Genomic DNA, 23,158 nt, shown 5'->3' on the forward strand with positions numbered 1-23,158 from the left:
GCGTGCCTCGTCTCAGAAGGCCCAGGAGCCGAGGCGACCCCAGGCGACGACGGCGGAGAGGAGGGCGAGCACCAGTGCCGGCACGGCGGCGGCGACGTCGTCTCCGCGGCGCAGGTGGACCACGGCGGCGCCGATCATCACGAGGGCGAGGCCGATCGCCGCGGTGGGGACGAGGGCGGGGGCGACGTCGAGAAGGGCAGGCAGGACGAGCCCCAGCGCACCGAGCACCTCGACGAGCCCGATGAGCCGGACGGCTCCCTGGGGGAAGTCCTCGACGTAGGGGGTCTTGGTGATCATCTGGTCGCGCGTGCCGACGATCTTGGACAGGCCGGAGGCGAAGAACGCGACGGCGAGCAGCCCGGCGAGGATCCAGAGGGCGAGGTTCATGATCTTCCTTACGTGAAGTTTCAACTGACGGTGCGACTGTAGGCCTGCCGAGTTGAAACTTCAAGCGACCGGTTAGGGTGAGGGGATGGACGACGAGAAGGCAGAGCGGGCCGACACCACCGGCGACGGCGGTCCCGTGCCCTGGCTGGCCCCGGACGAGGTCCGTGCCTGGCTCCTGCTCTCGGCGCTCATGGAGGCCCTGCCTCCCGCGATCAGCAGCGGGCTCAAGCGCGAGAGCGGCGTCAACGGCTTCGACTACATGGTCATGGCCGGCTTGTCCGAGGCCCCGGGACGGGCAGCGCTGATGAGCGACCTCGCGGCCTTCGTCGCGGGGTCGATCTCCCGTCTGTCGCACGCGCTGACCCGCATGGAGGACCGCGGGTGGGTGGAGCGACGACCGTTCGCCGGCGACGGCCGCCAGACCGAGGTGGTGCTCACCGACGCCGGGACGGCGCTCGTGGTCGCAGCAGCGCCCGGCCACGTGCGGACCGTCCGCGAGCTGGTCGTCGACCCCCTCGGGCCCGAGAAGATGGTGCAGCTCGGCGACCTCGTCGCACAGGTGCTCGAGGTCGTGAACCCCGAGATCCTCCGTGTGCTCGCGACGACCTACCCGCACGACGGATCCTGATCGCTCAGCGACCGCTGCCTGGTGCGGAGACGTCCGCAGGAGTCCCGAGCCGGCTCCGACCTCCTCGGCTCGAGCGCTACAGTGTCGTCGTCCGCTCGACCGTCGGGACGGCCGGCTCCCTGAGCCGGGGGCTCACCGCCCCGCACCGACGGTCCCTCCCCGAGGAGTCATCCATGACCGGCCACAGCACCCCGCCGACGTCCGACCTCACCGTCTCCGACCGCGTCGCCGACGCCGCCCGGCAGCTCGCGGACGAGCCGACGCTCGACCAGACGCTGCAGAGCATCGTGAACCTCGCGGTGGAGATGGTCGAGGGGTGCTCTGCCGCCGGGATCACACACGTGCTCGGTCGTGAGATCACGACGACCGCTGCCACCGACCCGGGTGTGCGGATCGGCGACCGGCTGCAGTACGAGCTCGACGAGGGGCCGTGCCTCGACGCGGTCCGGGCTCACGAGGTCGTCCACTCGTCCGACATCGTCTCCGACGAGCGCTGGCCGCGCTGGGCGCCTGCTGTCGACGCGAAGATCGGCGTCAAGAGCATGCTCGCGGTGCAGCTCTACACGAGCGAGACCACGCACGGTGCGCTGAACCTCTACTCCACGGACGTCGACGCCTTCACGCCGACCGACATCTCGCTCGCGGCGTCCTTCGCCGCGGTCGCCGCCGCCGCGATCCAGGCCGCGCAGACCGAGGAGCAGCTGACCTCTGCGGTGCTGAGCCGGACGGTGATCGGCCAGGCGCAGGGGATCGTCATGGAACGGTTCGGCCTCTCGGCGGAGAACGCCTTCTCGGTGCTGAGCCGGCTGTCCCAGGACTCCAACACCAAGCTGGTGCAGGTCGCGCAGGAGATCGTGTCGACCCGTCGGCTGCCCGGGACGTCGTCCGACGCAGGTTCGCCCGGGCGGGGCTGACCCGGGGGCGCGGGGCGTGGGAGGAGCGTGGCCGGCTGATCTCGGCCGATGACCGGGGCGAGCCTGTGACCAGGGCTTCTCCTCCGTTTGCCTGCTCTGCGTGCCGGATCTAGAGTCAAGTGCCGGTCAAGCATGGGCTGGAACTCGTCTCACGGATGGACTCCCCATGCCCTCGCGCGTCGACACGCTGCCCGACCCTGCCTCCTCCGAGCCCGACCGCACCGCCGAGTCTCGTGCGGCCGCGCAGGTGCTCGAGGTCCTCGGCCTCGGCCCGGAGGCTTCTCGTCACGTGGTGCAGCTGGTCGCCTCCGAGAGCGGGGTGCGCGCGGAGCGTCTCGGCGACTCGGTGACGACCGCTGACCCGTCCCCGGACATGCCTCGCGCGGCCTCTGCTGGTGGTCCGACGCGTCTGGTCCGGTACCGAGCCGTCGACCGCGAGGGTGCCGTGCTGTACCTCCCGACGCTCGACGTCCGCGAGATCGCGCTCGCGTGCGCCGGGGAGACCGGGGCCGTACCGCAGTCGACGGTCTCCGAGACCGACGAGGTCCCCGAGGACGCCTGGGTCGACGGGCTGGCCGGGTACGACGACGCGCGCCCGCTGCTCGAGCTCGCACCGGAGGTCCTCGAGACCGTCGGGCTGCTGGTGCTGGCCAACCCGCTCGCTGCGGCGGGCGGTCATGCCACGGTCCGTGTCCTGCTGCTCGACGCGCAGGGGAGCGCGGTCGCCCGTGGGAGCCTGCTCCGGGACCTCTTCGGCAGCCAGGACTTCCACGAGGCCGACGGCCTGGTGCGTGCCCTCGGCCTGCGCTGCGACGGCGGGTGGCTGGTCGCCGACACCGGGACGACCGAGATCTTCCGCGCAGCACGGCTGCGTCCGGCCGAGGTCTCCGTCTAGAGCCCGTCAGGCACGACCTGGGCCAGCACGTGGCAGGCAGGCAGGTCAGCGGCCGGCGGCTCCGCCCGGCTCCTCGTCGGCGCCCTGGGAACCCGGCGCGATCGCGGCGAGGTGCGTGCGCACGTCCCCGAGCAGGGCCCCGGACGGTGCCAGCTGCAGGCTGGCGACCAGCCGGGCGGCGACCACGCGGACCGGGGTGTTCGAGTCGTTCGAGAACTGGCGCAGCACGTCGAATGCTCGCTCGTCGGTGATCCCCAGGGCAGCGACGACGATGCCCTTCGCCTGCTCGATGGTCGCGCGGCTCAGCGACGAGGCGGCGATGGCCGCGGTGGCCTCACGGTCGACCGCAGCGCGGTAGCTGCCGGTGAGGTCGACCACGTACCCGTCGACCGCGCGGACGGCACCGGTGTCGCGCTGACCGCTCCCGACGATCGCGACGGTGCGCGTCTCCTCGGCCGCGTCGAGGGCCCGGTAGACGTGGCTGAACGCGGACCCGTCGCGCTGGGCCTCGTCCAGCACCTCCGCCAGACGCGGGGCGTCGTCAGGGTGGGCGTGGGAGAGCAGGAGCTTGGTCGACGGGACGACCTGACCCGGCTCGAAGCCGTGCACGAGGTAGACCTCGTCGGACCACGTCCAGCGGTCCGAGGGCACGTCGAGCCGGAAGGTCCCGACGACGGTGTCGCCGTCAGCGCGCGCGGCGGTCCCACGGGACGTCGAGCTGCGGGGGGTGGAGGGGGTCGATCGAGCGTCCGGCGTCGGGTGCGCGCTGCTGGTCGGACGGGCGTGCATGGCAGTTCTCCTAGGAGTCTCCTGACGGATGGCCACTGCCTGACCGGTTGTCGATGATAGTCGAGGCCAGGAGGCACGAGGTAGCGCCGCCCGACCCTGCCGCGCGTGCGACGGACAGCGGGCCTACTGTGAGGGCAGACCCTCCGACTCCCCGGCCTCGTGCCCGGGCGGCGGGCACACACTCGTCATGACGGCGGCGAGATCGCGACGAAGCGCCTCCCGTTCGCACAGGGCCACGCCCGGTACCACCCAGCCTCGGCTCCGCAGAGCCGCACGGCAGCGCCGTCGCGCCTCCAGGCCGTCGGCGCACCACCGCACGACGAGAGGGACACCATGTACCTGCACGTGCAGCGCCTCATCCACGACATCGTCGCCGACGAGCCCGACCCCGCCGCGGCGAACGCCCTCCAGGAGGGGCTCGGCGGCCAGTTCGGCGAGATGCGGACGATGATGCAGTACCTGTTCCAGAGCATGAACTTCCGCGGCGCGGCAGCGAAGCCGTACCGCGACCTGCTCCAGGGGATCGGCACCGAGGAGATCAGCCACGTCGAGCTCATCGGCACGACGATCTCTCGCCTGCTCGACGGCTCGCCCCGGTACAACGGCAAGAAGACCGACCCGCTGGACACGCCGGGTGCCGGTGGCGACACGCCCCTGCGCCTCGCCCTCGACGAGGGCAACATCCACCACTACCTCGTCGCCGCCCAGGGCGCGCTGCCCGTCGACTCCGCGGGCAACCCGTGGAGCGGCAGCTACGTCTACAACTCGGGCAACCTCGTGCTCGACCTGCTCTACAACCTCATGCTCGAGTCGACCGGCCGCCTGCAGAAGTGCCGTATCTACGAGATGACCGAGAACAAGACCGCGCGGTCGACCATCTCGTACCTCATCGTCCGGGACCAGGCCCACGAGAACGCCTACGCCAAGGCCCTCGAGACCCTCGGCGTCGACTGGGGGAAGCTGCTGCCGATCCCCAAGACCAACGCGGAGAAGTTCCCCGAGGTGAAGAAGCTCGTGGACCTCGGGCTGCAGAGCAAGCAGTACACCTTCGACCTCACGGGGCTGTCCGAGGCCGGGAAGATCTTCCGCGGCATGTCGCCGTCGAACGACGGCACCGAGCTCGACGCCTCCGAGCAGGCCCCCGAGGGTGTCCCGTCGACCATCGCCGACGAGCGCTTCGAGGAGTTCGCCCCGGGCCTCGACCCCGAGCTGCTCTCGCTCATCCAGGCGACCGCCGACATCGAGATGGCCGAGGTCCAGCCCGTCTACGGGCCCGTCGAGCCCACCAAGGGCTCCTGACCCTGCAGCACCACGCGTCCCGCAGCACGACGACGAGAGAGGTACGACCATGACCGACCCCGACGGCACCCCGCACCGCCGCACCGACCCGACCGAGCCCGGGACCTACGCGCCCGAGCCAGACCCCGAGCCCGAGCCCGGGACGTACGCACCCGAGCCCGAGGGCGAGACGGTCCCCGGGACGTACGCACCCGAGCCAGACCCCGCGCCTGCGCCCGGCACGTACGCGCCCGAGCCCTAGCCGGGTACCAGCGGACCCTCCCACCGTGGCGCGTCCCGGGCGTACCGTCGGTCTCATGGACCTGAAGGCCGAGACCAGCGAGTTCCTCTCCACGCGCCGCGCCCGGATCACCCCGGACCGCGCCGGCCTGCCCGCCTACGGCGGCAACCGGCGCGTCCCCGGGCTGCGGCGCGAAGAGGTGGCCATGCTCGCGGGCGTCAGCGTCGACTACTACACGCGCCTCGAGCGCGGCAACCTCGGCGGGGCCTCGGACGAGGTCCTCGAGGCGCTCGCCGCGGCGCTGCAGCTCGACGAGGCCGAGCGCGGGCACCTGTTCGACCTGGCCCGCACGGCCAACGCCTCAGGGGCGGCGCGCTCGCGTGCCCGCAAGACCCCTGCGGCGGTCCTGCGCCCGGCGACCCAGCGGATCCTCGACGCGATGGGCGGAGTGCCTGCGATCGTCCGTAACGGACGGCTCGACGTGCTCGGGACGAACACGCTCGGCCGGGCCCTCTACGCCCCGATGTACGACTCGCCCACCTACGTCCCGGGCACGCCGGTGAACACGGCGCGCTTCCACTTCCTCGACCCTGTCGCCGCCGGCGCGTACTGGGGTGACAAGGCTGCCCGGGTGGCGCACGACGCCGTGGCGATCCTGCGGGCCGAGGCCGGCAAGAACCCGTACGACACGGGGCTGACGGCCCTCGTCGGCGAGCTGTCGACCCGCAGCGAGGACTTCCGGCAGATGTGGGCGTCGCACGACGTCCGCTACCACCGCAGCGGCACCAAGGTGTTCCACCACCCGGCCGTCGGGATGCTCGAGCTCGACTACGAGGCGCTGGTGCTCCCGGCCGACCCCGGGCTGCAGCTCAACGTCTACACGGCCGCCGCCGGGTCGCCGTCGGACGACGGGCTGAGGCTGCTGGCCTCGTGGGCGGCGACGGCCTCGGAGGACGCAGGCGTGGGCGACGAGTCGCTCCGTCGCTGAGCTCAGGTCAGGTCAGGTCAGGTCAGAAGAGCGTCTGCTGCACCAGGCCCGCGGGCAGCAGGCCGGTCAGCGAGACGCGGACCGTCGCGACCTCGTCGGCCAGAGCCGTGGCCACGAGGTCGCGTGCGACGGGCAGCACGTCCTCCGGTGACGAGGTCGCCTCGGCGAGAGACCGCTTCACGACGACCGGCGAGCCTCCCTCGGCCCGCAGCGTGAGGACGAGCCCCGCCGCGACCAGCCCGGCACGCGCCGCGCGTCGGCAGGCCCGGACGGCGCACGACGCGACGAGGTCGGCGGTGCTCAGGTCTGCGCGGCCGTAGCCCGACGTCGCACCCTCGGCCGAGATCACGGACCGGGCCTCGACGGTCCGGACCGTGGCGTCGTCCGTCCCGTCGCGGATCCGCCACAGCCGACGTGCCATCGCGGTCCCGCAGGCCTGCTGCAGCAGGGCCCGTGGGACGTCGTCGAGGTCTCCGAGGCGCTGCACCCCGAGGTTCGCGAGGCGGTCGCGGGTGGCGGCCCCCACACCCCACACCTCGCCGAGCGGGAGGGCCGTGCGGAGCTCGGCCTCTCGCTCAGGTCCGATGACGTGCAGGCCGTCCGGTTTTGTCGCGCGCGACGCGAGCTTGGCCATGAGCTTGGTGCGGCCGACACCGACGCTCACCGGGAGGCCCAGCTCTGCGGCGGCCCTGCGACGGAGGTCGTGGCCTGCTGCGACGGCGGCGTCCCAGTCGGAGGCTCCCACGTCGAGGAAGGCCTCCTCGACGGACCCGGGCTCGACAGCGCGAGCGCACTCGTGGAAGAGGTCGAACAAGGCGTCCCCGGCCTCCTCGACCTCTGCCCGCGGGACGTCGACGAGCACCAGACCAGGGTGCTGGCGGAGAGCGTCGTCGGCGAGCATTCCGCCGGTGACGCCCAGGGCGCGGGCCGGGTAGTTCGCGCTCGCGACGAAGACGTGGGCGACCACCGCCATGGGCACAGCCACGAGCTCGGGCCGCGACCGCAGCACCACGGACGCGAAGAACGCGTCTGCGTCCGCGTGGAGGAGCGGTCCGACGGCCATGCGGCTGATCGTACAGGTGTTCGAGTCGACCGTGAAGGTTCGTCGGGCTGGTGGTCAGCCCACGTTCGCTCGGGCCGTCCGGCGTGCGCGGATCGCGCGGGCGACCACGACGACGGCATGGACGGCCAGGCAGGCACCGATGACTCCGAGCACCCACGGGAACACCGCGGGGAAGGCGATCGCCACCACGGCCAGGGCGACGTAGTAGAGAGCCCACCCGAGCGTGCCGGTCATCCGTCGACGGACCGGCCGCGGGTCCTCGTCGGGACCGGTCCAGGTCTCGGCGGGGACGGGGTACGCCCGGGGCAGGTCGCTCATCGGTCCTGGCCCTGCGTGCGGAGCAGCAGGAAGCGGCGGACGTGCCAGCCGGCGAACGCCAGGCCTGCGACGAGGCACACGACGCCCAGCGTCGCGGCGTCGTCGGCGAGCCGCTGGATGCCGACGGCGACGAACCCGACGCCGATGAGCGCCCCGGTGACGTGCGTCGACCTGCTCGGACGATCCATGGTGCGGCCCCCTGACCTGCGCCTGCGCGGTCGCGCACGGCTGAGCGACGAGTCTACGCGGTGTGCGCGCTCGCCCGGCTCGGCTGGCGGGGCCACCGGTGGCGGGGGAGGGTGGAGAGCGCACCAGCCCCTAGACCACCCCAGGAGCACCCCCATGCAGTACCGCACCCTCGGCCGCAGCGGCGCAGTCGTGTCCACCCACTGTCTCGGGACGATGACGTTCGGGTCGGAGGCCGACGAGGAGACCTCGGGCCGCATCATGGAGACCTTCGTCGAGGCGGGCGGCACCTTCGTCGACACCGCCGACGTGTACAGCGGCGGGAGGTCCGAGGAGATCATCGGACGCTGGCTGGCCGCGCACCCGACCGAGGCCTCCCAGGTGGTCCTCGCGACCAAGGGGCGCTTCCCCATGGGCGACGGACCCAACGACCTCGGCCTCTCTCGCCGCCACCTGCGCGCCGCCCTCGACGACTCGCTGCGGCGCCTCGGGGTCGACCACGTCGACCTGTACCAGATGCACGCGTGGGACGCGGTGACGCCCCTCGACGAGACGCTGCGGTTCCTCGACGACGCCGTGACCGCCGGGAAGATCTCGTACTACGGGTTCTCCAACTACCTCGGCTGGCAGCTCACCAAGGCCGTCCACACGGCAGCCGCGAACGGCTGGGCGGCGCCCGTCACGCTCCAGCCCCAGTACAACCTGCTGGTCCGCGACATCGAGCACGAGGTGGTCCCCGCCTCTCTCGACGCCGGCATCGGCCTGCTCCCGTGGTCGCCGCTCGCGGGAGGCTGGCTCACCGGCAAGTACGAGCGTGACGTCTCGCCCACCGGGGCGACCCGTCTCGGTGAGAACCCGCAGCGCGGCATGGAGGCGTGGCAGGCCCGCAACGACGACGAGCGCACGTGGCGCGTCGTCGACACCCTCCGCAACATCGCCTCCGCGCGCGACGTCTCGGCCTCGCAGGTCGCGCTCTCCTGGCTGGCCGACCGCCCGGCCGTCACCTCGGTGATCCTCGGCGCGCGCACCGTCGAGCAGCTGAGCGACAACCTCGCGGCCGCCGACCTCGTGCTCACCGAGGACGAGACCACCCGCCTGACGGAGGCCAGCGCACCCCACGTCGACGACTACCCGTACGGGACCGCCGGCGTGGCACAGCGTGGTCGCAAGCTCACCGGAGGGCGCTGAGCGACCGCTCGTGTCAGGCCTTCGGCTCCTCGGCGACGTCGACGTCGATGTGGAAGCTCGTCCCGTCGACCTCCGACAGGGTCACGGCCGTGTCGTACCGTGACCCTGTCGTGGGGTCGGTGAGCTCGCAGGCGACGACCGTCCCGTCGAGGAGGTCGACCTGCTCGTCGCCGCAGTCGACCTCGGGGCGCGACCCCACCACTTTCTCGAGGGCGTCCTCGGCCTCGGTGGCGACCTTCCCCGGCGAGACGGTGAGGTTCGCGGAGGCAGAGACGCTGCAGGCGCTGAGCATGACGATCCCGAGGAACGTGGCAGCGGCGGCCACGCCACGGGCTCGGGTCCTCGTCAGGCGGGCGGGTGTGCGGGGGCTCGTGGTCATGGCCTCATCCTCTGCCACGCGGCGTCGTGCCGGGGTGGCAGAGGATGGGGACAGGTCCCCGAGGGCAGAGGTCCCCAGGGGCTGCCGAGATCTCGGCCGAGGCTCAGACCTCGGCGTCGTCCTCGATGCTGCGCACCACGCGCGCGGGGGAGCCGACCGCGATCGTCCGGGCCGGGACGTCCTTGGTGACCACGGACCCGGCGCCGATCACGGCGTCGTCGCCGATGGTGACCCCGGGCAGCACGGTGACGTTGGCGCCGAGCCAGACGTTGCGGCCGATCACGACGGGCGACGGGATGAGGTTGCTGCGGCGCGACGGGACGATGTCGTGCTGGAGCGTCGCGATGACGGCGTTGTGGCCGATGAGGCAGTCGTCGCCGATGGTGATGCCGCCCTGGTCCTGGAACCGGCACCCGGCGTTGATGAAGACCCTCTTGCCGAGGTGGATGTTCTTGCCGAAGTCCGACGTGAACGGCGGGAACAGGGTGACCGACTCGTCGACGGGCCTGCCGGTGAGTCGCGCGAGCAGCTCTCGCACGTCTGCGGGCTCGTGGTAGCCGGAGTTGAGCTCTCCGGTGATCCGCAGCGCCTCCTGGCTCGTCGCGTGCATGACCTCGTGAGCGGGCGAGGCGCCGGTAATGGTCTCGCCCGCGTCGAGCGTGGCGAGCAGGTCGTCGAGGGTCATCGGTGTCCTCCGGGGCGTGGGGTCGCAGATCTGTGTTTCTGCGGACCACCCTAGGTCCGCCGCCCGGGGTGTGGGATGCCCTGCTGGTACCCCCTCGCTCTCCTAGGATCACGGGATGGGTGCGACGACGCAGCAGGTCCAGACCGACGACGGCACGACCGTCTCCTGCACCGTGATCGAGGGTGACGAGCCCGCCGTGGTGCTGCTGCACGGCCTCGCCGGGAGCAGCCGCGAGCTCCTGCCGACGGCGCGGGCGCTCGGCGGACGTCGTGTCGTCCTGGTCGACCAGCGCGGGCACGGGCTGAGCACCACGCGTCCGGCGGACACCTCGCGGGAGGCCTTCGTCGCGGACGTCGTGCAGGTCCTCACCACGCTCACCTCGCAGCCGGTCGTGCTCGTCGGTCAGTCGATGGGTGCGCACACCGCGATGCTCGTGGCAGCGGCGCGGCCCGACCTGGTCTCCAGGCTCGTGATGCTCGAGGGGAACCAGGGCGGCGGCTCGGAGGCCGACCACCAGGCGCTCGGCGACTTCTTCCGGTCGTGGGACGTCCCCTTCGTCAGCCGCGCCGCTGCCGTGGAGGCCCTCGGTGACGGTCCGCTCCAGCGCGCCTGGGTCGAGGACCTCGAGCGGCGGGCGGACGGGTGGTACCCACGCTTCGACGCCGACGTCGTGCAGGCCGTCATCACCGCGGTAGGGGAGGAGCGGTGGGCCGAGTGGGAGAGCGTCGAGGTGCCCGTGGTCGCGGTCTTCGCCGACGGCGGGATGTTCACCGAGCAGCAGAAGGCCGAGCTCGTCGCTCGCGGGCGCGACGTCCGACGGGTCGACCTCGCGGGTGCCTCGCACGACGCCCACCTCGACTGCTTCGACGCGTGGGTCGCCGCGTTGCGGGACGCGCTGCCGGATGCTGCTCGTCAGCTGGAGGGGAAGCGGGGGTCGAGGGCGTAGTCCGCGAGGCGGAGGTCGAGAGCCGCACGGACCTGCGCGGGGGAATCGTCCCCGACGAGCACGCGGAGGCGACGGTCGTCCTGGGCTGCGACGCGCGCGAGGATCGCGTCTGCGACCTCCCCGGGCGCTGTCCCGCTGCTCGTCTCGACCGGGGGCCATGGGACCTCCGCGGTGCCGAACATCTCCGAGCGCAGGCCGTCGTAGGGCCCCAGGGGCGCGCTGAAGGCCATGCTGCTGCCCGCCCAGTCGGTGTCGAGCTCCCCGGGTTCGACGAGGGACACACGGATGCCGAAGCGTGAGACCTCCCCGGCCATCGCCTCGCTGAGCGCCTCGAGGCCCCACTTGGTCGCGTTGTAGAGACCGAGCATGGGCATCGTGCCGACCGCTCCCACGGTCGAGACCTGGACGATGTGCCCGTGCCCCTGCTCGCGCATGACCGGGATGACGGCCTGGCTCAGCCACAGCGGTCCGAGCAGGTTCGTGTCGACGATCGAGCGAGCGTCCTCCTCCGACGCCTCCTCGACCGCACCGATCAGGCCGTAACCGGCGTTGTTCACCAGGACGTCGATGCGTCCTAGGTGATCGACCGCCGACGCCACGGTCCGGTGGGCCTGCGCGTGGTCGCGGACGTCCAGGGTCAGGACCGTCAGGCGCTCGTGCGCGGGGAGCGTGTGCTCACCTCGAGCTGTCGCCACCACGGCGTGCCCCGCGTCCAGAGCGGCCAGGGTGAGCGATCGCCCCAGGCCTCGGTTACCGCCCGTGATCATCCAGGTCTGCGGATTCGTCATGACGGCAGCCTATCGATAACTGGACGCTGCGTCTCGTTTGGTCGACTAGGCTTGTCGCATGGCACGCCAGAGAACTCGCGACACGGTCCACCGGGCAGTCCTGTCGCTCGCGGGCGAGGGGCGCGTCGGTGCGATCACCATGGAGGGCATCGCCGCTCGCGCCGGTGTCAGCAAGCAGACGCTCTACCGGTCGTGGGCCTCGACCGGGGCGATCCTCTTCGACGCGCTGCTCGCGCGCAGTCTCGACGACGACGGCAGCGTCGTCCTGCCCGACTCGGGAGACCTCGCGCACGACCTCGAGGAGCTCGCGACAGGGATGGTCGCAGAGCTCTCCGACCCGACCCACGGCCCGCTGCTGCGGGCGGTGACAGCGGAGATGCAGTCCGACGACGCGCTCGCGGAGGAGTTCCGCAGGCTGCTCCTCGGTCCGCAGATGAAGGCCGTCTCGGACCGCCTGCGTCGAGGTGGTGTCGCTGAAGCAGACGATGTCGCCGAGCTGTTCGTCGGGCCGGTGCTTCATCGATGGCTGCTCCGCAGCCGCCCGTTCGACACGGGCTGGGTGTCGGCACACGTCGCCCGGACGATGCGAGCTGCGGGTGTCGTCTGACGGCGGCGGGGGACGGACGTGCCGCTGGCGAGAGGAGTGCCGTGGTCCCGCGGCTGGTGGCGGGCCGCGGTCCGTCGACGCCAGCCCTACCCGGTGATCTGCCGCAGGGCGCTGACGTGCGACGAGAGCCGGTCGCGACCGTGCGGGGTCAGGGTCAGCCAGGTGCGTGCGTAGCGCCCGGACTTCTTCTTCGAGACCACCAGGTACCCCGCCGTCTCGAGCCGGGAGACCTGGCGCGAGAGCTCGGCGTCGTTGGTCTCGACGGCGTCCCGCACGGCGGCGAACTCGGCCTCTTCGACGGCGGCGAGCGCTGCGGCGATCGAGAGTCTCAGGGGCGCGGTGAGCTCCTTGTCGAGCGCGGCGCGCGGGTGCGTCACGACTGTGCTCGCTCAGCGAGGGAGAACCACAGGCCGGGGACGACGCTCGCGACTGCGCCCAAGGCCCAGAACGCCACGGAGCCGGGGAAGGCGAGCAGACCCACGAGCAGGACGGCGGCGTAGACGGCCGTCCAGACGGCGATCGTGATGGCGTAGCGCCGCCGGAAACCTGCCGGGAGCGCGGAGGACGCGGCACCAGTCGCCCCCAGCGCACCCCCGGCGCCCGCGATGAGGACCGTTCCGAAGATGATGCCGAAGGGGCGAGGTCCGACGCCGACGAGGAGCAGCCCGGCGGCGGTCGCGGCAGAGAAGGCGAGCATCGTCCACCGCAGCCCACGGGTGCGTCGCACGATGAGCGTCGAGCTGCGCTCGGCGGCGTCGAGGGCGGAGCGGGCTGAGGCGCTGTCGGTGGTCACGACCGATACTCTCGCAAGTAGTTGGCAAACATGCAAGTAGATGAGTCCTGTCGTGGATCCCGGAGTTCCCGGCCGTCCCGGTGGGATCCGCAGGGCGTCGTAGGCATGATGGACGGGTGCCGACCAACCGCCAGAAGAAGCGCGTCCTCAAACTTGCGTCCAACCGTCTGGGTGATCGCGCGGGCGACAGCCCTGCCTGGCCGTACGACGTCGACCTGATCCTGGGAGATGACGGCGGGTGGACCGTCGGCTTCAGCGAGGGCGTGGGGCACGGGGCTGCCGGCTGCGTCGTCAGCGTCGACGAGGCACTGGGGCCCCGGTGGTCGGCGCACCTCGTCAAGGCCGACGGCGAGTGGTTGCTGCCATTCCTGCGCGACCTCCGCGACGGCGGTCAGGTGTCCGAGGACGAGCTCGTCGAGGAGTACACGAGCCATCACGGTCGCGCCCCGCAGATCTTCGCCTGACACGCGCTCGCAGGAGCTGCTGCTGATCGCTCTTGCCGGTTCGATCACCGCGGGCCCGTCCGAGCCGCTCCGGTGCGCCGTCTCGACCTCGGGCGATGTCCTTCAGCCGGAGCCGGCATGGGATGATCGCCGCCATGGCTGATGAGGTGCGCACGGCGATGCAGGAGCTGACCGACCCCACCGTCGAGGGCCCGATGTTCTTCATCGCGGCAGTCCCGTGGACCCGGGGCGTCGAGCCGGGTGAGGGCAAGATCCTGCTGGAGCACACGACGCAGACGCTCGCGGACTACGCCACGTTCGGCCAGATGTACGACTTCGTCAGCCAGGGGTACAACTCCCTGCTGATCGGTCAGCGGATCGGGTTGATGCGAGCGGGCGAGGTCACCAGCGCGTGGCCCGTCGACAACACCGGATGGCCGTGGACGGGCACTCCTGACGAGGATGACGCCTGGACGTTCCGCGAGGACCCCAGCCCGGGGTACCGGAGACGCCCGACCTCCAGCAGGGGCTTCATCTGGTCGCACGGAAGGCTGAAGGACGTGATCGAGGCCGTGAGCTCGGCGTCGGCTTCAGACCCCGGGGAGACGTTCGTCATCGCCCGGCAGTGCTCCTTCCAGCCCCACTGGCACTGAGGCTGAGCGGGGTCGGTCTCTGGGGCGCGAGAGCTATGGTCGATCAGTGCCGCAGGTCCAGCGCACGCAGCGTGCACTGCGCGGGAACCGCGTCGGTCAGGAAGTAGGCGACGAACACGTCTCCGGCCTCGGCTGCCGTGAACACCTCGTGCGGGTGCACCGTGGTCCTGTGCTTCCCGTCGTCCCACTGGATCACCTCGGTCGGTGGTCCGCTCGGCACCTCGGCCGGCTTGCCGACCACCCACTGGTGGGGGACGCCGTCCTCGTCGAGCTGTCGCAGCTCGATCGTGAGCGCCTCGGCTGACCCGGCGCACTGCAGGTAGGACTCCGACAGCGGGATGTCGTCGGACAGGTCAGACCCTTCGGGTGCACGCCAGAGGCTGTAGGCCCAGGACGTCGTGCCGTTCATCCGGCCGAGTGAGAAGCGGAGCTGGTCCTGGTAGGGGCGGATCGAGTCGACCAGCGGTCCACGGCTGAAGCCGTTGGACTGCCTCACATGAGTGTCCTGCGCCATCGCGTGCTCGTCCTCTCAGTCGATGCTCGAGCTTGACGGTTCAGTCGAAGCGTATCGGGACGGAGAGCGCTTCGGTGGTCCTCCCGGCGAGGTCAGCGAGGGAGCTGGGTCCGCGTCTCTGCTCAGTCAGCCAGGTTCCGCTCGTACAGGACGAGAGACCCGCGGTGACCTGTCTCGACCAGGCCAGACTTCGTCAGCACGCGACGGGACGCGCTGTTGGTGACCTCGGTGTCGGCAGCTGCGCGACGCGCGCCCCACAGCCGGGCGTGCTCGAGGGCGAGCACGACTGCTGCGGTGGCAAGCCCTCGACCGCGAGCGGACGGGACGAGGCCGTAGCCGAGCTCCACGGTCCCCTCCTGATCGGGTGGTCCGAAGAACCCGAACCCGCCGACTGCCAGTCCGTCTGACGGCCGGCGGATCACGTACATCGTGAAGTGTGAGCCGGTCGGAGGGGACGACGCCAGCGATCTCAGCGGGGCGAGCTCGTCGGCGAAGGGGTACTCCGCGTGCCACCTGTCACCGGGGCGTTCCTGACGATCCAGGATGCGACGGGCGGTCGACGAGGTGATCGACTCGAGGCTGACCTGATCGTTCCTGAGCAGCATCGGGCGATCCTCGCACGGGTCCTCGCTCGGCTACGACCTTTTTCAGGGGCGCCTGGATGGTCGAGGGGCTTGGTGCTGATCGACCGTCACCGAGCAAGGGCTGACCGGCGCGGCAGCGCGACCAGCGCCAGCAGTGCCGTCAGCGTGGACGAGCCCAGGACGATCCACGCCACCGCTGACGTACCTTCGGCTCCGACGATGGCGCCCGACACGAGCGTGCCGCCGCCGATCCCCAGTGTCATGGCGCTGACCACCCACCCGTTCGCCTCGGTGAGGGCGTCGGGCGGGCTGAGCTGGCCGATGCGCTCGAAGACCTGGCCGAGCGTCGGCGGGAGCATCAGCCCGGAGACACCCGCGGCGACGAGGTAGGCCGTGGTGGGGAGCCCCGTGAGGGCGAGCGGTAGGTACCCGACGGCGAGCAGGACGCCGCACAGGGTGAGCAGGCGTTCTGGCGTCGATCCCAGCGGTCGGATGCCGACGGCCGTCGCACCGATCAGCGCCCCGACCGCGTTGACGGCGAGGATCCACCCGGCGAGGCCTGCGTCGGCCCGTGCCGTCTCGGTGGCGGTCGCCACGATGGTGAGCGTCCCGACGGGGAAGCCGATGCCGAAGGTGAGTGCGGCGACCCGTGCGACCGCGGGGATGCGGATGGGCGACCGGACGCTGCTGCGTGCGGTGGTGTCTCTGCGTCGATCGGTCGAGGCGGCGCGCGGTGCCGGGTTGAGGACGAAGGCGAGCGCCCCGACCAGACCGAGCCCGCCGGCGAAGAGCAGGTTGCCGACCGGCCCGAAGACGGCGATGCCGGCGACGGTCAGCAGGGGGCCGACGATGAAGATGATCTCCTGGGCACCGGCGTCGAGGCTGTAGGCCGCCTTCAGCTGGGGTCCCGGGGTCACCAGCCGCGGCCACAGCGCACGGAGCGCCGGCTCGAGCGGCGGCGTGGAGACTCCTGCGGCTGCCGCGAGCCCGACGGCGACCCACGGCGCCGGCTCGACGGTGAGTGCCATGCCGGTGAACGACAGGAAGCTCAGGATGCCGCTCACGGCGAGGACGGCGACCTGCCCGAGCCGGTCGACGAGCCTGCTGAGGAGGGGCTGGCCCACGGCTCCCGCGACGACGAAGGTCGCGGTGATCAGCCCGGCGAAGGTGAAGTCGCCGCTCGTCGACCGGACGAGCTGCACGATCGCCAGAGCCGCCATCGCACCCGGGAGCCGGCCGAGGAGGGAGGTGAGCAGCAGGTATCCGGTGTGCCGGGTCCGGAGCACGGAGACCACCGGGTAGGACGAGGTTGTCATACAAGCCAGTATGACAGAGCCATATGATGTGATGAGCAGGTGACAGCTCTCAGAGGTCCGATCGCTCCCCGCCCCGGAGTCCCGCTGCGGGTCGAGGTCTACGACCGCATCGCGAGCGCCGTCCGCACCGGCGCCCTGCCGCCGGAGTCGTTGCTCCCCAGCGAGAGCGAGATCGGCGAGGCGATGGAGGTCAGCCGCACCGTCGTCCGAGAGGCGCTGCTGCTGCTCGAGGAGGACGGGCTGCTCCGGTCACGCCGGGGGATCGGCCGTGTCGTCTGCGCCGCCCAGCCACCCGCAGGTTTCGAGCGGCTGCGCCCGATGGAGCAGGTCCTCTCCGACCGGTTCCCCGACCTGTCGCTCAGCCGCACCGAGGTGACGCTGCAGCACGAGTCGGCGTCGTTCATCGCCGAGGGCCTCGGCATCGCACCGACGTCGCCGAGCCTGTTCGTCGAGTCCCTGCTGTCCAGCGACGGCGAACCCGTCGCGCTGGTCCAGGAGCACCTCCCGGCGGGGGAGCGCCTCCATACCTTCGGCGCGCAGGTGCAGCGCCTCGTCGAAGACCTCGACCCCGACCGCACATGCCTCGGTGTCCTGACGGCTGACCTCGGGCCAGCCCTCGGCAGCGGGCGGTCGGAGCTGACGGCCGGCACGCCGGGGGCTGTCCGCGCGAAGCTGCTCGCCGTCCGCCCCACCTCGCCCGTGCTGATCGTCACGCAGACGGTCCACCTCGGCGCCCGGCCGCTCTACCTGGCCAAGGTGGTCCTCCGCCCCGAGGCGGGACCGCTCGAGATCAGCCACCCCGCGGGACGAGGGCACCTGCCCGCCTGACGACGGGACGCCGACACGGCCTCGGCCGCCGGAGCCGCCGGTCAGCAGCAGCTCGACTTGCTGCGGGAGGCGCGTCGCTAGGGCGCGGCCCGTTGGTAGAGGCTCGACCCGAGGACACGGGTGCTCCCCGGGGCTGTCACGGTCGTGTCCTTCACGTGCTGGAACCCCTGAGACTCGTAGAAGCGCCGCAGGCCGTGGTTGTCGTCGGCGCAGTCCAGCCGGACGAAGGCCTTGTGCCGGGCCGCGGCGCGAGTGGACGTCCAGCCCAGCAGTGCTTGCCCCAGGCCCTGACCGCGGCTCGCCTGTGCTATAGCGAGGCGATGGACGTAGAGGGCCGGGGTGCCGTCGGCGCCCCAGGTCTCCGCGTCGTGGTCGGTGATGGTGGCGATCGCCTCCAGTCCGCGGCGGCCGCGGACGACGAAGAGCTCTCCGCGTTCCGCGTCTGCCAGGACGACCTCGGCCGAGATCGCGTGTCGCCACTGGTCGATCGAACGGTCGCGCAGCCAGCGCCTCGCTCCGTCGAGGAGCTCGACCGCCTCGGCGACATCATCGGGCGTGCCCTGCTCGACGTCGAGACCACCGGAGACCATGCCGCCACGATATCCGTCGCAGACGACGAGACCACGGTCCGTCACGCCCCGCGTCGCGCCCCCAGCAGCTCCCGGGTGAACGGGTCTTGCGGTCGCGCGAAGACCTCCTCGACCGGGCCGTGCTCGACGACCTTGCCGTCGCGCATCACGAGCACCGTGTCGCAGACCTGCCGGACCACCGCGAGGTCGTGCGACACGAAGACGATCGACAGCCCGCGGCTGCGCTGGAGGTCCAGCACCAGGTCGAGGATCTCCGCCTGCACGGTGACGTCGAGCGCCGACACCGGCTCGTCGCAGACCAGGACGTCGGGCTCGAGGGCGAGCGCCCGGGCGATGGCGAGACGCTGACGCTGGCCTCCGGAGAGGCTGCGTGGACGACGCCCGAGCACCTCGGGCGGGAGGCGCACCGCCTCGAGCAGCTCGACCGGCGTCGCGGTCGACCGCCCGCGGGAGAGCGCCTCACGGAGGATGCGCCCTGCGGTGTACCGGGGGTCGAAGGACCCGAGCGGGTCTTGCGGGACCAGCTGGACGCGGTGCCGGCGGGACTGGCGCTCGCGGTGCCCGGCGGCGCTCCACGGCTCACCGTCGAGGGTCACCACCCCGGCGTCGGGCGCCTCGGCCGCGAGCAGCAGCCGGGCGAGGGTCGTCTTGCCCGACCCGGACTCGCCGACGATCCCGAGGGCCTCGCCACGGTGGAGCTCGACGTCGACGCCGTCCACGGCGCGCACGTGGCCACCGCCAGGCGTCGAGAACGTCCGCGACAGGCCGCGACCGGACAGGACCACCGGTCCGATGTCGGGCGCGGTTCCGGGCTTGGCACCGCGGGGGACGGCGGCCGCGAGCCGCTGGGTCTCCGGGTGCTGCGGCGAGGACAGCACCTGCGCCGTGGGCCCCTCCTCGACGACCTCGCCGTGGCTCAGCACGACGACACGGTCGGCGACCTGCGCGACGGCGGCCAGGTCGTGGCTCACCAGCAGCAGCGCGGTCCCGGAGTCGCGAAGCTCGGCGAGGGTGTCGAGCACGCGTGCGGCGACGGTCGCGTCGAGCGCGGTCGTCGGTTCGTCGAGCACCAGGAGCGGTGGCTCGGCGACGAGGGCGGAGGCGATGAGCGCGCGCTGGCGCATGCCGCCGGACAGCTGGCCAGGCCGCTGCGCGAAACGCAGCTCGGGGGAGTCGAGCCCGGCTGCGGCGAGTGCACGCAGCGTCCGCTCGCGGCGCTGGGCGCGCGGCAGCTTGCGCAGGGCGAGCGTCTCGCCGATCTCGGCGCCGACGGTCCGCAGGGGGTCGAGGGACTGCAGGGCGTCCTGGAGCACGAGGCCCACCTGGGAGCCGCGCACCGACCGCCACCCGCGCTCCGAGAGGCGGCGGACGTCTCGGCCGGCGACGGTGAAGGTCGCGGCCGTGACCGTCGCGGTCGACCCGCCTTCCGAGGCGAGGCCGAGCACCGAGCGGACCAGGACGGACTTGCCCGACCCCGACTCCCCGACGACGGCGACGCACTCGCCGGGCGCGACGGAGAGGTCGACGCCGCGCAGCACGCTCCCGACGCCGGGGAACGACACGTCGAGCCCGCGGATCTCGAGCGCGCTCATGCTGCCCCCACCCGTCCGAGGCGTCGTCCGAGGAGGGTCAGGGCCGCGGCCGTCAGCGTGATCGCGAGCCCCGGCGCCAGCGTGAGCCACCATGCGCGCACCAGGTACACGCGACCGCCGTTGACCATCGCACCCCACTCCGGCGACGGGGGCAGGGCGCCGAGGCCGAGGAAGCTCAGCGCGGAGACCCACACGATCGCCTGGCCGACGCCGAGCGTCGCGACGGCTACGAGGGGCCAGAGCGTGTTCGGGGCGATGTGCTTGGCGAACACGAGCAGCGTCGGCTGGCCTTCGAGGCGCGCGGCCTCGACGTAGGAGCTCGCCGCGACGGACCGCACCTGGGAGCGCAGGATGCGCGCGTACCCGGGGGCGGTCGCGAGGCCGACGGCGATGAGCGTCGGGGTGACTCCGGCGCCCATCACGGCGACCAGCAGCAGCGCGAGGACGAGCGAGGGGAGCGCGAAGAGCACCTCGATGACACGGCTGAGCGCACCGTCGAGACGGCGCGGGCCGAGACCGGCGAGCAGCCCGATGACCAGCCCGATGCCGACGCCGATCCCTGTCGCCGCGGCACCGATGCCGAGGGACTGCCGGGTGCCGTGGACCACGCGCGTGAAGACGTCACGACCGGACTCGTCGGTCCCGAACCAGTGCGCCAGGCTCGGTGCGGCGAAGGCGTCGCGCGGGGCGATGGCGTCGGGGTCGCCCGGCGCCAGCAGCCCCGGCCACACCGTGGCGACCGCCATGAGCAGCACGACGCCCAGCGCGAGCACCCCGGCGACGCCGAACACCCCCAGCCGGGCGCGACGGCGCAGCGTGCTGACCGAGAGCGTCCTGGGCGTCTGGGGACTCTTCAGGGTGCTCATACGATCGCCTTCTCGGGCTCGGCTGACCGGTCGGCGGTGCGGGCGGTCCCGCGCGGGCGGGGGTCGACGAGGCGCTCGACGCCGTCGGCGACGGTCATGACGACGGTGTAGGTGAGGGCGATGACGAGCACCGTGCCGACCACCACGGGGACGTCCCGGGAGGACGTCGCGTCGAGGAGAAGGCGCCCGAGGCCCGGGCGCCCGAACAGCGACTCGACGACGACCGCGCCGCTGAGCAGCGAGCCGAAGGCCCACCCGGACAGCGAGATCGCCGGCAACGCGGCGTGGCGCAGCGTGTGGCGCCAGAGGACCCGCGACTCGGAGGCACCGCGGGCGCGGGCCGTCGTGGCGAAGGGCGACGCCGCGGCCTCGTCGAGGCCGTCACGCATGAGCTGTCCGAGGAACCCGGCCGTCGGGATCGCGAGGGTCACGACGGGCAGCACGAGACCGGCGGGGGAGGCGCCGACGCTCGTGGCCGGGAACCAGCCGAGGGTCGACGAGAAGACGAGGATGAGCACCGCGCCGAGCCAGAAGTGCGGGACCACCGTGGCGACGATCTCGCCGGCCTGGGCGACACCGGAGGCCGCGCGCCCGAGCGGCCCGCGCGAGCGGGTCGAGAGCGTCGCGACTGCGAGGGCGATCACCCAGGCGAGGGTGAGGGCGAGCACCGCGAGCAGGATGGTCGACGGCAGCTGGGCGCCGACGAGGTCGGCGACCGGCTGCCGTCGGGCGTAGGAGTCGCCGAGCTGGAAGGTGACGATCCGCTGCATCTGCACCAGGTACTGGACGATCAGCGGCCGGTCGAGGCCGTAGTCGGCCCGCGCCTGCGCGACGGCCTCCTCCCCGGCCTGCGAGCCGGGGCCGCCGAGGATCGCCTCGGTCGGGTCGCCGCCGGCCGCCCGGAGGGCGAAGAACACGACGGTGGTGACGACCCAGGCGACGAGGGCGGCAGCCCCGACCCGACCGAGGGCCCAGCGGAGAACGCTCATGGCGACGAGTGTGCCCCTAGGACGCGAGACGCGTGTCGAGGAACGTCGGCGTGCCGACCGTGTGCAGCGTCCGGATGCCGTCCACGCCTCGCGTGAGGAAGTGGTTCTGCTGGTCGTACAGCGGCAGGATGAAGAAGCCGTCGAGGACGGTCTGCTGCGCCTCGGCGTAGAGCTCGGCGCGCTCGGCCTGGTCGGTCGTCTCGGCCGCGCTGTCGAGCGTGGCGTCGAGGACCGGGTCGGAGACCTGCGCGTGGTTGGCGAAGTACCCGCTCGGCGCCGGGACGATGCCGCTCGAGTGGTAGAGGATCCGCAGGACGTCCGGACCGACCTTGGTGTACGGGGCGGAGACGATCTCGTACTCGTTCGCACCGAGGGCCGTGTACCAGCCGCTGAGGTCGAGCGGCGTGATGACGACCTCGAAGCCGACGGCCTTGGTGTTGGCCTGGATCTGCTCGAACAGCGACTGCTCGGCCGCGACCGACTGGTTGGTGCTCACCGGGAAGCGGAGGGTGAGGCGCTCGCCGTCCTTGGTGCGGTAGCCGTCGGCGTCGCGCTCGGTCCAGCCGGCCTCGTCGAGGAGGGTGTTCGCGGCGTCGACGTCGGTGCCGAACAGCGAGTCGTCGGAGACGGCCATGGGCTCGCTGCTCGACAGCGGCGAGTACGAGCGCGTGACGGTCCCGGCGTAGAGGCTCTCGATGCCGGGGTCGACGTCGGCGGACCGGATGAACGCCTCGCGGACGCGGACGTCGTCGAAGGGCGCCTGGCCGGAGTTGAGCTCGATACGGTTGACCGAGCCGGGGCGCGGGGCGTCGACGTCGGTGATGTCGCCGCCGGCCTGGGCCGTGGCGATCGCGTCGGGCTGCGGGTTGTCGATGACCTGGACCTCGCCGGACTGCAGCGCGGCGTAGCGGGTCGCGGCGTCGGGGATGAACCGCCACACGATGCGGTCGAGGTGCGCGGGGCCGTCGTTCTCGGCCTCGGGGGCGACGGTCGAGTAGTCGTCGTTGCGGACCAGGTCCACCTGCTGCTGGGGCGTCCAGCTCTCGACGACGAACGGCCCGGTGCCCACGGGGGCGGCGCAGTTGGCCTCCATGCCGCGGGCGATGCCTGTCGGGGACTCGATGGCGAGCCACGGCTGGCTGAGCGACTCGGCGAGGGCGGAGTCCGGCTCGGACAGGTGGAAGCGGGCGTGGTTCGCCTCGACGACCTCGACCTCGGAGACCTTGGCGAGCGCGAGGTACCCGGTCGACGACTGCGTCTCAGGGTCCTGGAGGTGCTCGACGTTGACCTTGACGGCCTCGGCGTCGAAGGGCATGCCGTCGGTGAAGGTGATGTCCTCGGCGAGTGTGAAGTCCCAGGTGAGCCCGTCCTCGCTGACCTCCCAGGCGGTCGCGAGCCACGGCAGGATCTCGCCCTCGGCGTCGCGGCCGACGAGCGGCTCGAGCACCTGCGTGGTGAGGAGAGCCTGCGGGTAGTTGCCGCCGACGTGCGGGTCGAGGCAGGTGGGCTCGGCGTCGCCGGTCGCGTAGACGAGGGTGCCACCGTCCTGCGGCTCGGCGGACGACGAGGAGTCGTCGGTGCCGCAGGAGGAGAGGACGAGTGCGGCGGCGGGGACGAGGGCGGCCAGGGCGGCTCCGCGCCGGGTGAGGGCGCGTCGGGCGGCGAGCATGGTTCTCCAGGGAGTGGGCAGCGGACCGGGCACGGCTGTGC

At 72.2% G+C, this 23,158-nt stretch carries 30 protein-coding genes; 12 read left to right on the top strand and 18 right to left on the bottom strand.

All coding sequences use genetic code 11. The annotated features are described in order from the left end of the window. Positions 1–12 precede the first annotated feature (12 nt). Complete coding sequence (locus tag SKED_RS05845) at positions 13–387, bottom strand: DoxX family protein (RefSeq protein WP_012866205.1); 375 nt, start codon at positions 385–387, stop codon at positions 13–15. 85 nt (positions 388–472) lie between these two features. Between SKED_RS05845 and SKED_RS05850 the strand changes: the two genes are divergently transcribed. From SKED_RS05850 to SKED_RS05860, 3 genes are all read left to right on the top strand, one after another. After that, the gene (locus SKED_RS05850) at positions 473–1,015 is read left to right on the top strand and encodes a MarR family winged helix-turn-helix transcriptional regulator (RefSeq protein WP_012866206.1); all 543 of its coding nucleotides are present in this window, start codon (positions 473–475) and stop codon (positions 1,013–1,015) included. Between the two features lie 173 nt (positions 1,016–1,188). Then, a complete protein-coding gene (locus tag SKED_RS05855) occupies positions 1,189–1,929 on the top strand; it encodes a GAF and ANTAR domain-containing protein (RefSeq protein WP_012866207.1) in 741 nt (246 codons plus the stop codon). Between the two features lie 166 nt (positions 1,930–2,095). Then, a complete protein-coding gene (locus tag SKED_RS05860) occupies positions 2,096–2,824 on the top strand; it encodes a hypothetical protein (protein ID WP_012866208.1) in 729 nt (242 codons plus the stop codon). A 45-nt stretch (positions 2,825–2,869) separates the two neighbouring features. Here the strand turns inward: SKED_RS05860 and SKED_RS05865 are convergent, their stop codons facing one another. Further along, a complete protein-coding gene (locus SKED_RS05865) occupies positions 2,870–3,613 on the bottom strand; it encodes a PAS and ANTAR domain-containing protein (protein WP_012866209.1) in 744 nt (247 codons plus the stop codon). Between the two features lie 333 nt (positions 3,614–3,946). Between SKED_RS05865 and SKED_RS05870 the strand changes: the two genes are divergently transcribed. The 3 genes from SKED_RS05870 to SKED_RS05880 are packed head-to-tail and all read left to right on the top strand — an operon-like array spanning position 3,947 to position 6,120. Further along, positions 3,947–4,912, top strand: a complete 966-nt coding sequence (locus SKED_RS05870; protein ID WP_012866210.1) for a manganese catalase family protein — start codon at positions 3,947–3,949, stop codon at positions 4,910–4,912. A 49-nt stretch (positions 4,913–4,961) separates the two neighbouring features. Next, on the top strand, positions 4,962–5,153 hold the full coding sequence (locus SKED_RS05875) for a hypothetical protein (protein WP_012866211.1): 192 nt from the start codon (positions 4,962–4,964) through the stop codon (positions 5,151–5,153). 55 nt (positions 5,154–5,208) lie between these two features. Then, on the top strand, positions 5,209–6,120 hold the full coding sequence (locus tag SKED_RS05880; protein WP_012866212.1) for a helix-turn-helix domain-containing protein: 912 nt from the start codon (positions 5,209–5,211) through the stop codon (positions 6,118–6,120). A gap of 22 nt (positions 6,121–6,142) precedes the next feature. On the opposite strand, the gene SKED_RS05885 is transcribed toward SKED_RS05880, so the two are convergent. From SKED_RS05885 to SKED_RS20270, 3 genes are read right to left on the bottom strand one after another with little or no spacing between them, the layout of a single operon-like run. After that, positions 6,143–7,183, bottom strand: coding sequence for a DNA polymerase Y family protein (locus SKED_RS05885; protein WP_012866213.1), 1,041 nt, complete (start codon positions 7,181–7,183; stop codon positions 6,143–6,145). 54 nt (positions 7,184–7,237) lie between these two features. Next, on the bottom strand, positions 7,238–7,501 hold the full coding sequence (locus SKED_RS05890; RefSeq protein ID WP_042437820.1) for a hypothetical protein: 264 nt from the start codon (positions 7,499–7,501) through the stop codon (positions 7,238–7,240). Then, on the bottom strand, positions 7,498–7,689 hold the full coding sequence (locus SKED_RS20270; RefSeq protein WP_012866214.1) for a hypothetical protein: 192 nt from the start codon (positions 7,687–7,689) through the stop codon (positions 7,498–7,500). The genes SKED_RS05890 and SKED_RS20270 overlap by 4 nt, the downstream gene beginning before the upstream one ends. A gap of 154 nt (positions 7,690–7,843) precedes the next feature. On the opposite strand from SKED_RS20270, the gene SKED_RS05900 reads away from it, so the two are divergent. Next, on the top strand, positions 7,844–8,875 hold the full coding sequence (locus tag SKED_RS05900) for an aldo/keto reductase (protein ID WP_012866215.1): 1,032 nt from the start codon (positions 7,844–7,846) through the stop codon (positions 8,873–8,875). Between the two features lie 13 nt (positions 8,876–8,888). Here the strand turns inward: SKED_RS05900 and SKED_RS05905 are convergent, their stop codons facing one another. Both SKED_RS05905 and SKED_RS05910 read right to left on the bottom strand, forming a co-directional pair. Then, positions 8,889–9,254, bottom strand: a complete 366-nt coding sequence (locus SKED_RS05905; protein WP_245534611.1) for a hypothetical protein — start codon at positions 9,252–9,254, stop codon at positions 8,889–8,891. Between the two features lie 103 nt (positions 9,255–9,357). Continuing rightward, the gene (locus tag SKED_RS05910; protein WP_012866217.1) at positions 9,358–9,939 is read right to left on the bottom strand and encodes a sugar O-acetyltransferase; all 582 of its coding nucleotides are present in this window, start codon (positions 9,937–9,939) and stop codon (positions 9,358–9,360) included. Between the two features lie 115 nt (positions 9,940–10,054). Between SKED_RS05910 and SKED_RS05915 the strand changes: the two genes are divergently transcribed. Then, positions 10,055–10,885 (top strand): alpha/beta fold hydrolase, encoded by an 831-nt coding sequence (locus SKED_RS05915; RefSeq protein ID WP_012866218.1) that lies wholly within the window; start codon positions 10,055–10,057, stop codon positions 10,883–10,885. On the opposite strand, the gene SKED_RS05920 is transcribed toward SKED_RS05915, so the two are convergent. Continuing rightward, positions 10,852–11,673, bottom strand: coding sequence for an SDR family NAD(P)-dependent oxidoreductase (locus SKED_RS05920; RefSeq protein ID WP_042437824.1), 822 nt, complete (start codon positions 11,671–11,673; stop codon positions 10,852–10,854). The two genes, SKED_RS05915 and SKED_RS05920, sit on opposite strands and share 34 nt — an antisense overlap. A gap of 58 nt (positions 11,674–11,731) precedes the next feature. Between SKED_RS05920 and SKED_RS05925 the strand changes: the two genes are divergently transcribed. Continuing rightward, positions 11,732–12,280: a TetR/AcrR family transcriptional regulator gene (locus SKED_RS05925; protein WP_012866220.1), complete on the top strand. Its 549-nt coding sequence runs from the start codon at positions 11,732–11,734 to the stop codon at positions 12,278–12,280. A gap of 86 nt (positions 12,281–12,366) precedes the next feature. On the opposite strand, the gene SKED_RS05930 is transcribed toward SKED_RS05925, so the two are convergent. Together SKED_RS05930 and SKED_RS05935 are read right to left on the bottom strand one after the other, a co-directional pair. After that, positions 12,367–12,657: a transcriptional regulator gene (locus tag SKED_RS05930; RefSeq protein ID WP_012866221.1), complete on the bottom strand. Its 291-nt coding sequence runs from the start codon at positions 12,655–12,657 to the stop codon at positions 12,367–12,369. Further along, positions 12,654–13,073 (bottom strand): hypothetical protein, encoded by a 420-nt coding sequence (locus tag SKED_RS05935; protein ID WP_012866222.1) that lies wholly within the window; start codon positions 13,071–13,073, stop codon positions 12,654–12,656. Before SKED_RS05935 ends, SKED_RS05930 begins: the two co-directional genes overlap by 4 nt. A 116-nt stretch (positions 13,074–13,189) precedes the next feature. Here SKED_RS05935 and SKED_RS05940 point away from each other — a divergent pair, with 116 nt between their 5' ends. Both SKED_RS05940 and SKED_RS05945 read left to right on the top strand, forming a co-directional pair. Then, positions 13,190–13,537, top strand: coding sequence for a hypothetical protein (locus tag SKED_RS05940; protein ID WP_012866223.1), 348 nt, complete (start codon positions 13,190–13,192; stop codon positions 13,535–13,537). Positions 13,538–13,671: 134 nt separating this feature from the next. Further along, positions 13,672–14,169, top strand: coding sequence for a hypothetical protein (locus tag SKED_RS05945; RefSeq protein WP_143755671.1), 498 nt, complete (start codon positions 13,672–13,674; stop codon positions 14,167–14,169). A gap of 43 nt (positions 14,170–14,212) precedes the next feature. Here the strand turns inward: SKED_RS05945 and SKED_RS05950 are convergent, their stop codons facing one another. The 3 genes from SKED_RS05950 to SKED_RS05960 all read right to left on the bottom strand — a co-directional run bounded on the left by SKED_RS05950 (position 14,213) and on the right by SKED_RS05960 (position 16,583). Beyond that, positions 14,213–14,665, bottom strand: a complete 453-nt coding sequence (locus tag SKED_RS05950; protein WP_012866225.1) for a hypothetical protein — start codon at positions 14,663–14,665, stop codon at positions 14,213–14,215. Positions 14,666–14,805: 140 nt separating this feature from the next. Beyond that, a complete protein-coding gene (locus tag SKED_RS05955) occupies positions 14,806–15,288 on the bottom strand; it encodes a GNAT family N-acetyltransferase (protein WP_012866226.1) in 483 nt (160 codons plus the stop codon). 86 nt (positions 15,289–15,374) lie between these two features. Continuing rightward, a complete protein-coding gene (locus tag SKED_RS05960; RefSeq protein WP_081447933.1) occupies positions 15,375–16,583 on the bottom strand; it encodes an MFS transporter in 1,209 nt (402 codons plus the stop codon). A 39-nt stretch (positions 16,584–16,622) separates the two neighbouring features. Between SKED_RS05960 and SKED_RS05965 the strand changes: the two genes are divergently transcribed. Further along, positions 16,623–17,411, top strand: a complete 789-nt coding sequence (locus SKED_RS05965) for a GntR family transcriptional regulator (protein WP_012866228.1) — start codon at positions 16,623–16,625, stop codon at positions 17,409–17,411. Between the two features lie 77 nt (positions 17,412–17,488). Here the strand turns inward: SKED_RS05965 and SKED_RS05970 are convergent, their stop codons facing one another. The 5 genes from SKED_RS05970 to SKED_RS05990 are packed head-to-tail and all read right to left on the bottom strand — an operon-like array spanning position 17,489 to position 23,117. Next, positions 17,489–18,001: a GNAT family N-acetyltransferase gene (locus tag SKED_RS05970; RefSeq protein ID WP_012866229.1), complete on the bottom strand. Its 513-nt coding sequence runs from the start codon at positions 17,999–18,001 to the stop codon at positions 17,489–17,491. 41 nt (positions 18,002–18,042) lie between these two features. After that, entirely contained in the window at positions 18,043–19,593 is a 1,551-nt protein-coding gene (locus tag SKED_RS05975) for an ATP-binding cassette domain-containing protein (protein ID WP_012866230.1), read from the bottom strand. Then, positions 19,590–20,459: an ABC transporter permease gene (locus SKED_RS05980; protein WP_012866231.1), complete on the bottom strand. Its 870-nt coding sequence runs from the start codon at positions 20,457–20,459 to the stop codon at positions 19,590–19,592. Before SKED_RS05980 ends, SKED_RS05975 begins: the two co-directional genes overlap by 4 nt. Further along, positions 20,456–21,448 (bottom strand): ABC transporter permease, encoded by a 993-nt coding sequence (locus SKED_RS05985; protein ID WP_012866232.1) that lies wholly within the window; start codon positions 21,446–21,448, stop codon positions 20,456–20,458. The genes SKED_RS05980 and SKED_RS05985 overlap by 4 nt, the downstream gene beginning before the upstream one ends. 16 nt (positions 21,449–21,464) lie before the next feature. Further along, positions 21,465–23,117 carry an ABC transporter substrate-binding protein gene (locus SKED_RS05990; RefSeq protein WP_012866233.1) on the bottom strand — a complete coding sequence of 551 codons (1,653 nt, stop codon included), beginning with the start codon at positions 23,115–23,117 and terminating at the stop codon, positions 21,465–21,467. Positions 23,118–23,158 lie beyond the last annotated feature (41 nt).

This window comes from Sanguibacter keddieii DSM 10542, from assembly GCF_000024925.1.
GTDB lineage: Bacteria > Actinomycetota > Actinomycetes > Actinomycetales > Cellulomonadaceae > Sanguibacter > Sanguibacter keddieii.

Coding starts and splice junctions, on each gene's coding strand:
- SKED_RS05960 (WP_081447933.1), bottom strand. CDS start 16,583: ATGACAACCTCGTCCTACCCGGTGGTCTCCGTGCTCCGGACCCGGCAC.
- SKED_RS05855 (WP_012866207.1), top strand. CDS start 1,189: ATGACCGGCCACAGCACCCCGCCGACGTCCGACCTCACCGTCTCCGAC.
- SKED_RS05920 (WP_042437824.1), bottom strand. CDS start 11,673: ATGACGAATCCGCAGACCTGGATGATCACGGGCGGTAACCGAGGCCTG.
- SKED_RS05910 (WP_012866217.1), bottom strand. CDS start 9,939: ATGACCCTCGACGACCTGCTCGCCACGCTCGACGCGGGCGAGACCATT.
- SKED_RS05925 (WP_012866220.1), top strand. CDS start 11,732: ATGGCACGCCAGAGAACTCGCGACACGGTCCACCGGGCAGTCCTGTCG.
- SKED_RS05880 (WP_012866212.1), top strand. CDS start 5,209: ATGGACCTGAAGGCCGAGACCAGCGAGTTCCTCTCCACGCGCCGCGCC.
- SKED_RS05980 (WP_012866231.1), bottom strand. CDS start 20,459: ATGAGCACCCTGAAGAGTCCCCAGACGCCCAGGACGCTCTCGGTCAGC.
- SKED_RS05985 (WP_012866232.1), bottom strand. CDS start 21,448: ATGAGCGTTCTCCGCTGGGCCCTCGGTCGGGTCGGGGCTGCCGCCCTC.
- SKED_RS05900 (WP_012866215.1), top strand. CDS start 7,844: ATGCAGTACCGCACCCTCGGCCGCAGCGGCGCAGTCGTGTCCACCCAC.
- SKED_RS05945 (WP_143755671.1), top strand. CDS start 13,672: ATGGCTGATGAGGTGCGCACGGCGATGCAGGAGCTGACCGACCCCACC.
- SKED_RS05975 (WP_012866230.1), bottom strand. CDS start 19,593: ATGAGCGCGCTCGAGATCCGCGGGCTCGACGTGTCGTTCCCCGGCGTC.
- SKED_RS05990 (WP_012866233.1), bottom strand. CDS start 23,117: ATGCTCGCCGCCCGACGCGCCCTCACCCGGCGCGGAGCCGCCCTGGCC.
- SKED_RS05870 (WP_012866210.1), top strand. CDS start 3,947: ATGTACCTGCACGTGCAGCGCCTCATCCACGACATCGTCGCCGACGAG.
- SKED_RS05860 (WP_012866208.1), top strand. CDS start 2,096: ATGCCCTCGCGCGTCGACACGCTGCCCGACCCTGCCTCCTCCGAGCCC.
- SKED_RS20270 (WP_012866214.1), bottom strand. CDS start 7,689: ATGGATCGTCCGAGCAGGTCGACGCACGTCACCGGGGCGCTCATCGGC.
- SKED_RS05955 (WP_012866226.1), bottom strand. CDS start 15,288: ATGCTGCTCAGGAACGATCAGGTCAGCCTCGAGTCGATCACCTCGTCG.
- SKED_RS05890 (WP_042437820.1), bottom strand. CDS start 7,501: ATGAGCGACCTGCCCCGGGCGTACCCCGTCCCCGCCGAGACCTGGACC.
- SKED_RS05970 (WP_012866229.1), bottom strand. CDS start 18,001: ATGGTCTCCGGTGGTCTCGACGTCGAGCAGGGCACGCCCGATGATGTC.
- SKED_RS05915 (WP_012866218.1), top strand. CDS start 10,055: ATGGGTGCGACGACGCAGCAGGTCCAGACCGACGACGGCACGACCGTC.
- SKED_RS05845 (WP_012866205.1), bottom strand. CDS start 387: ATGAACCTCGCCCTCTGGATCCTCGCCGGGCTGCTCGCCGTCGCGTTC.
- SKED_RS05885 (WP_012866213.1), bottom strand. CDS start 7,183: ATGGCCGTCGGACCGCTCCTCCACGCGGACGCAGACGCGTTCTTCGCG.
- SKED_RS05875 (WP_012866211.1), top strand. CDS start 4,962: ATGACCGACCCCGACGGCACCCCGCACCGCCGCACCGACCCGACCGAG.
- SKED_RS05905 (WP_245534611.1), bottom strand. CDS start 9,254: ATGACCACGAGCCCCCGCACACCCGCCCGCCTGACGAGGACCCGAGCC.
- SKED_RS05850 (WP_012866206.1), top strand. CDS start 473: ATGGACGACGAGAAGGCAGAGCGGGCCGACACCACCGGCGACGGCGGT.
- SKED_RS05865 (WP_012866209.1), bottom strand. CDS start 3,613: ATGCACGCCCGTCCGACCAGCAGCGCGCACCCGACGCCGGACGCTCGA.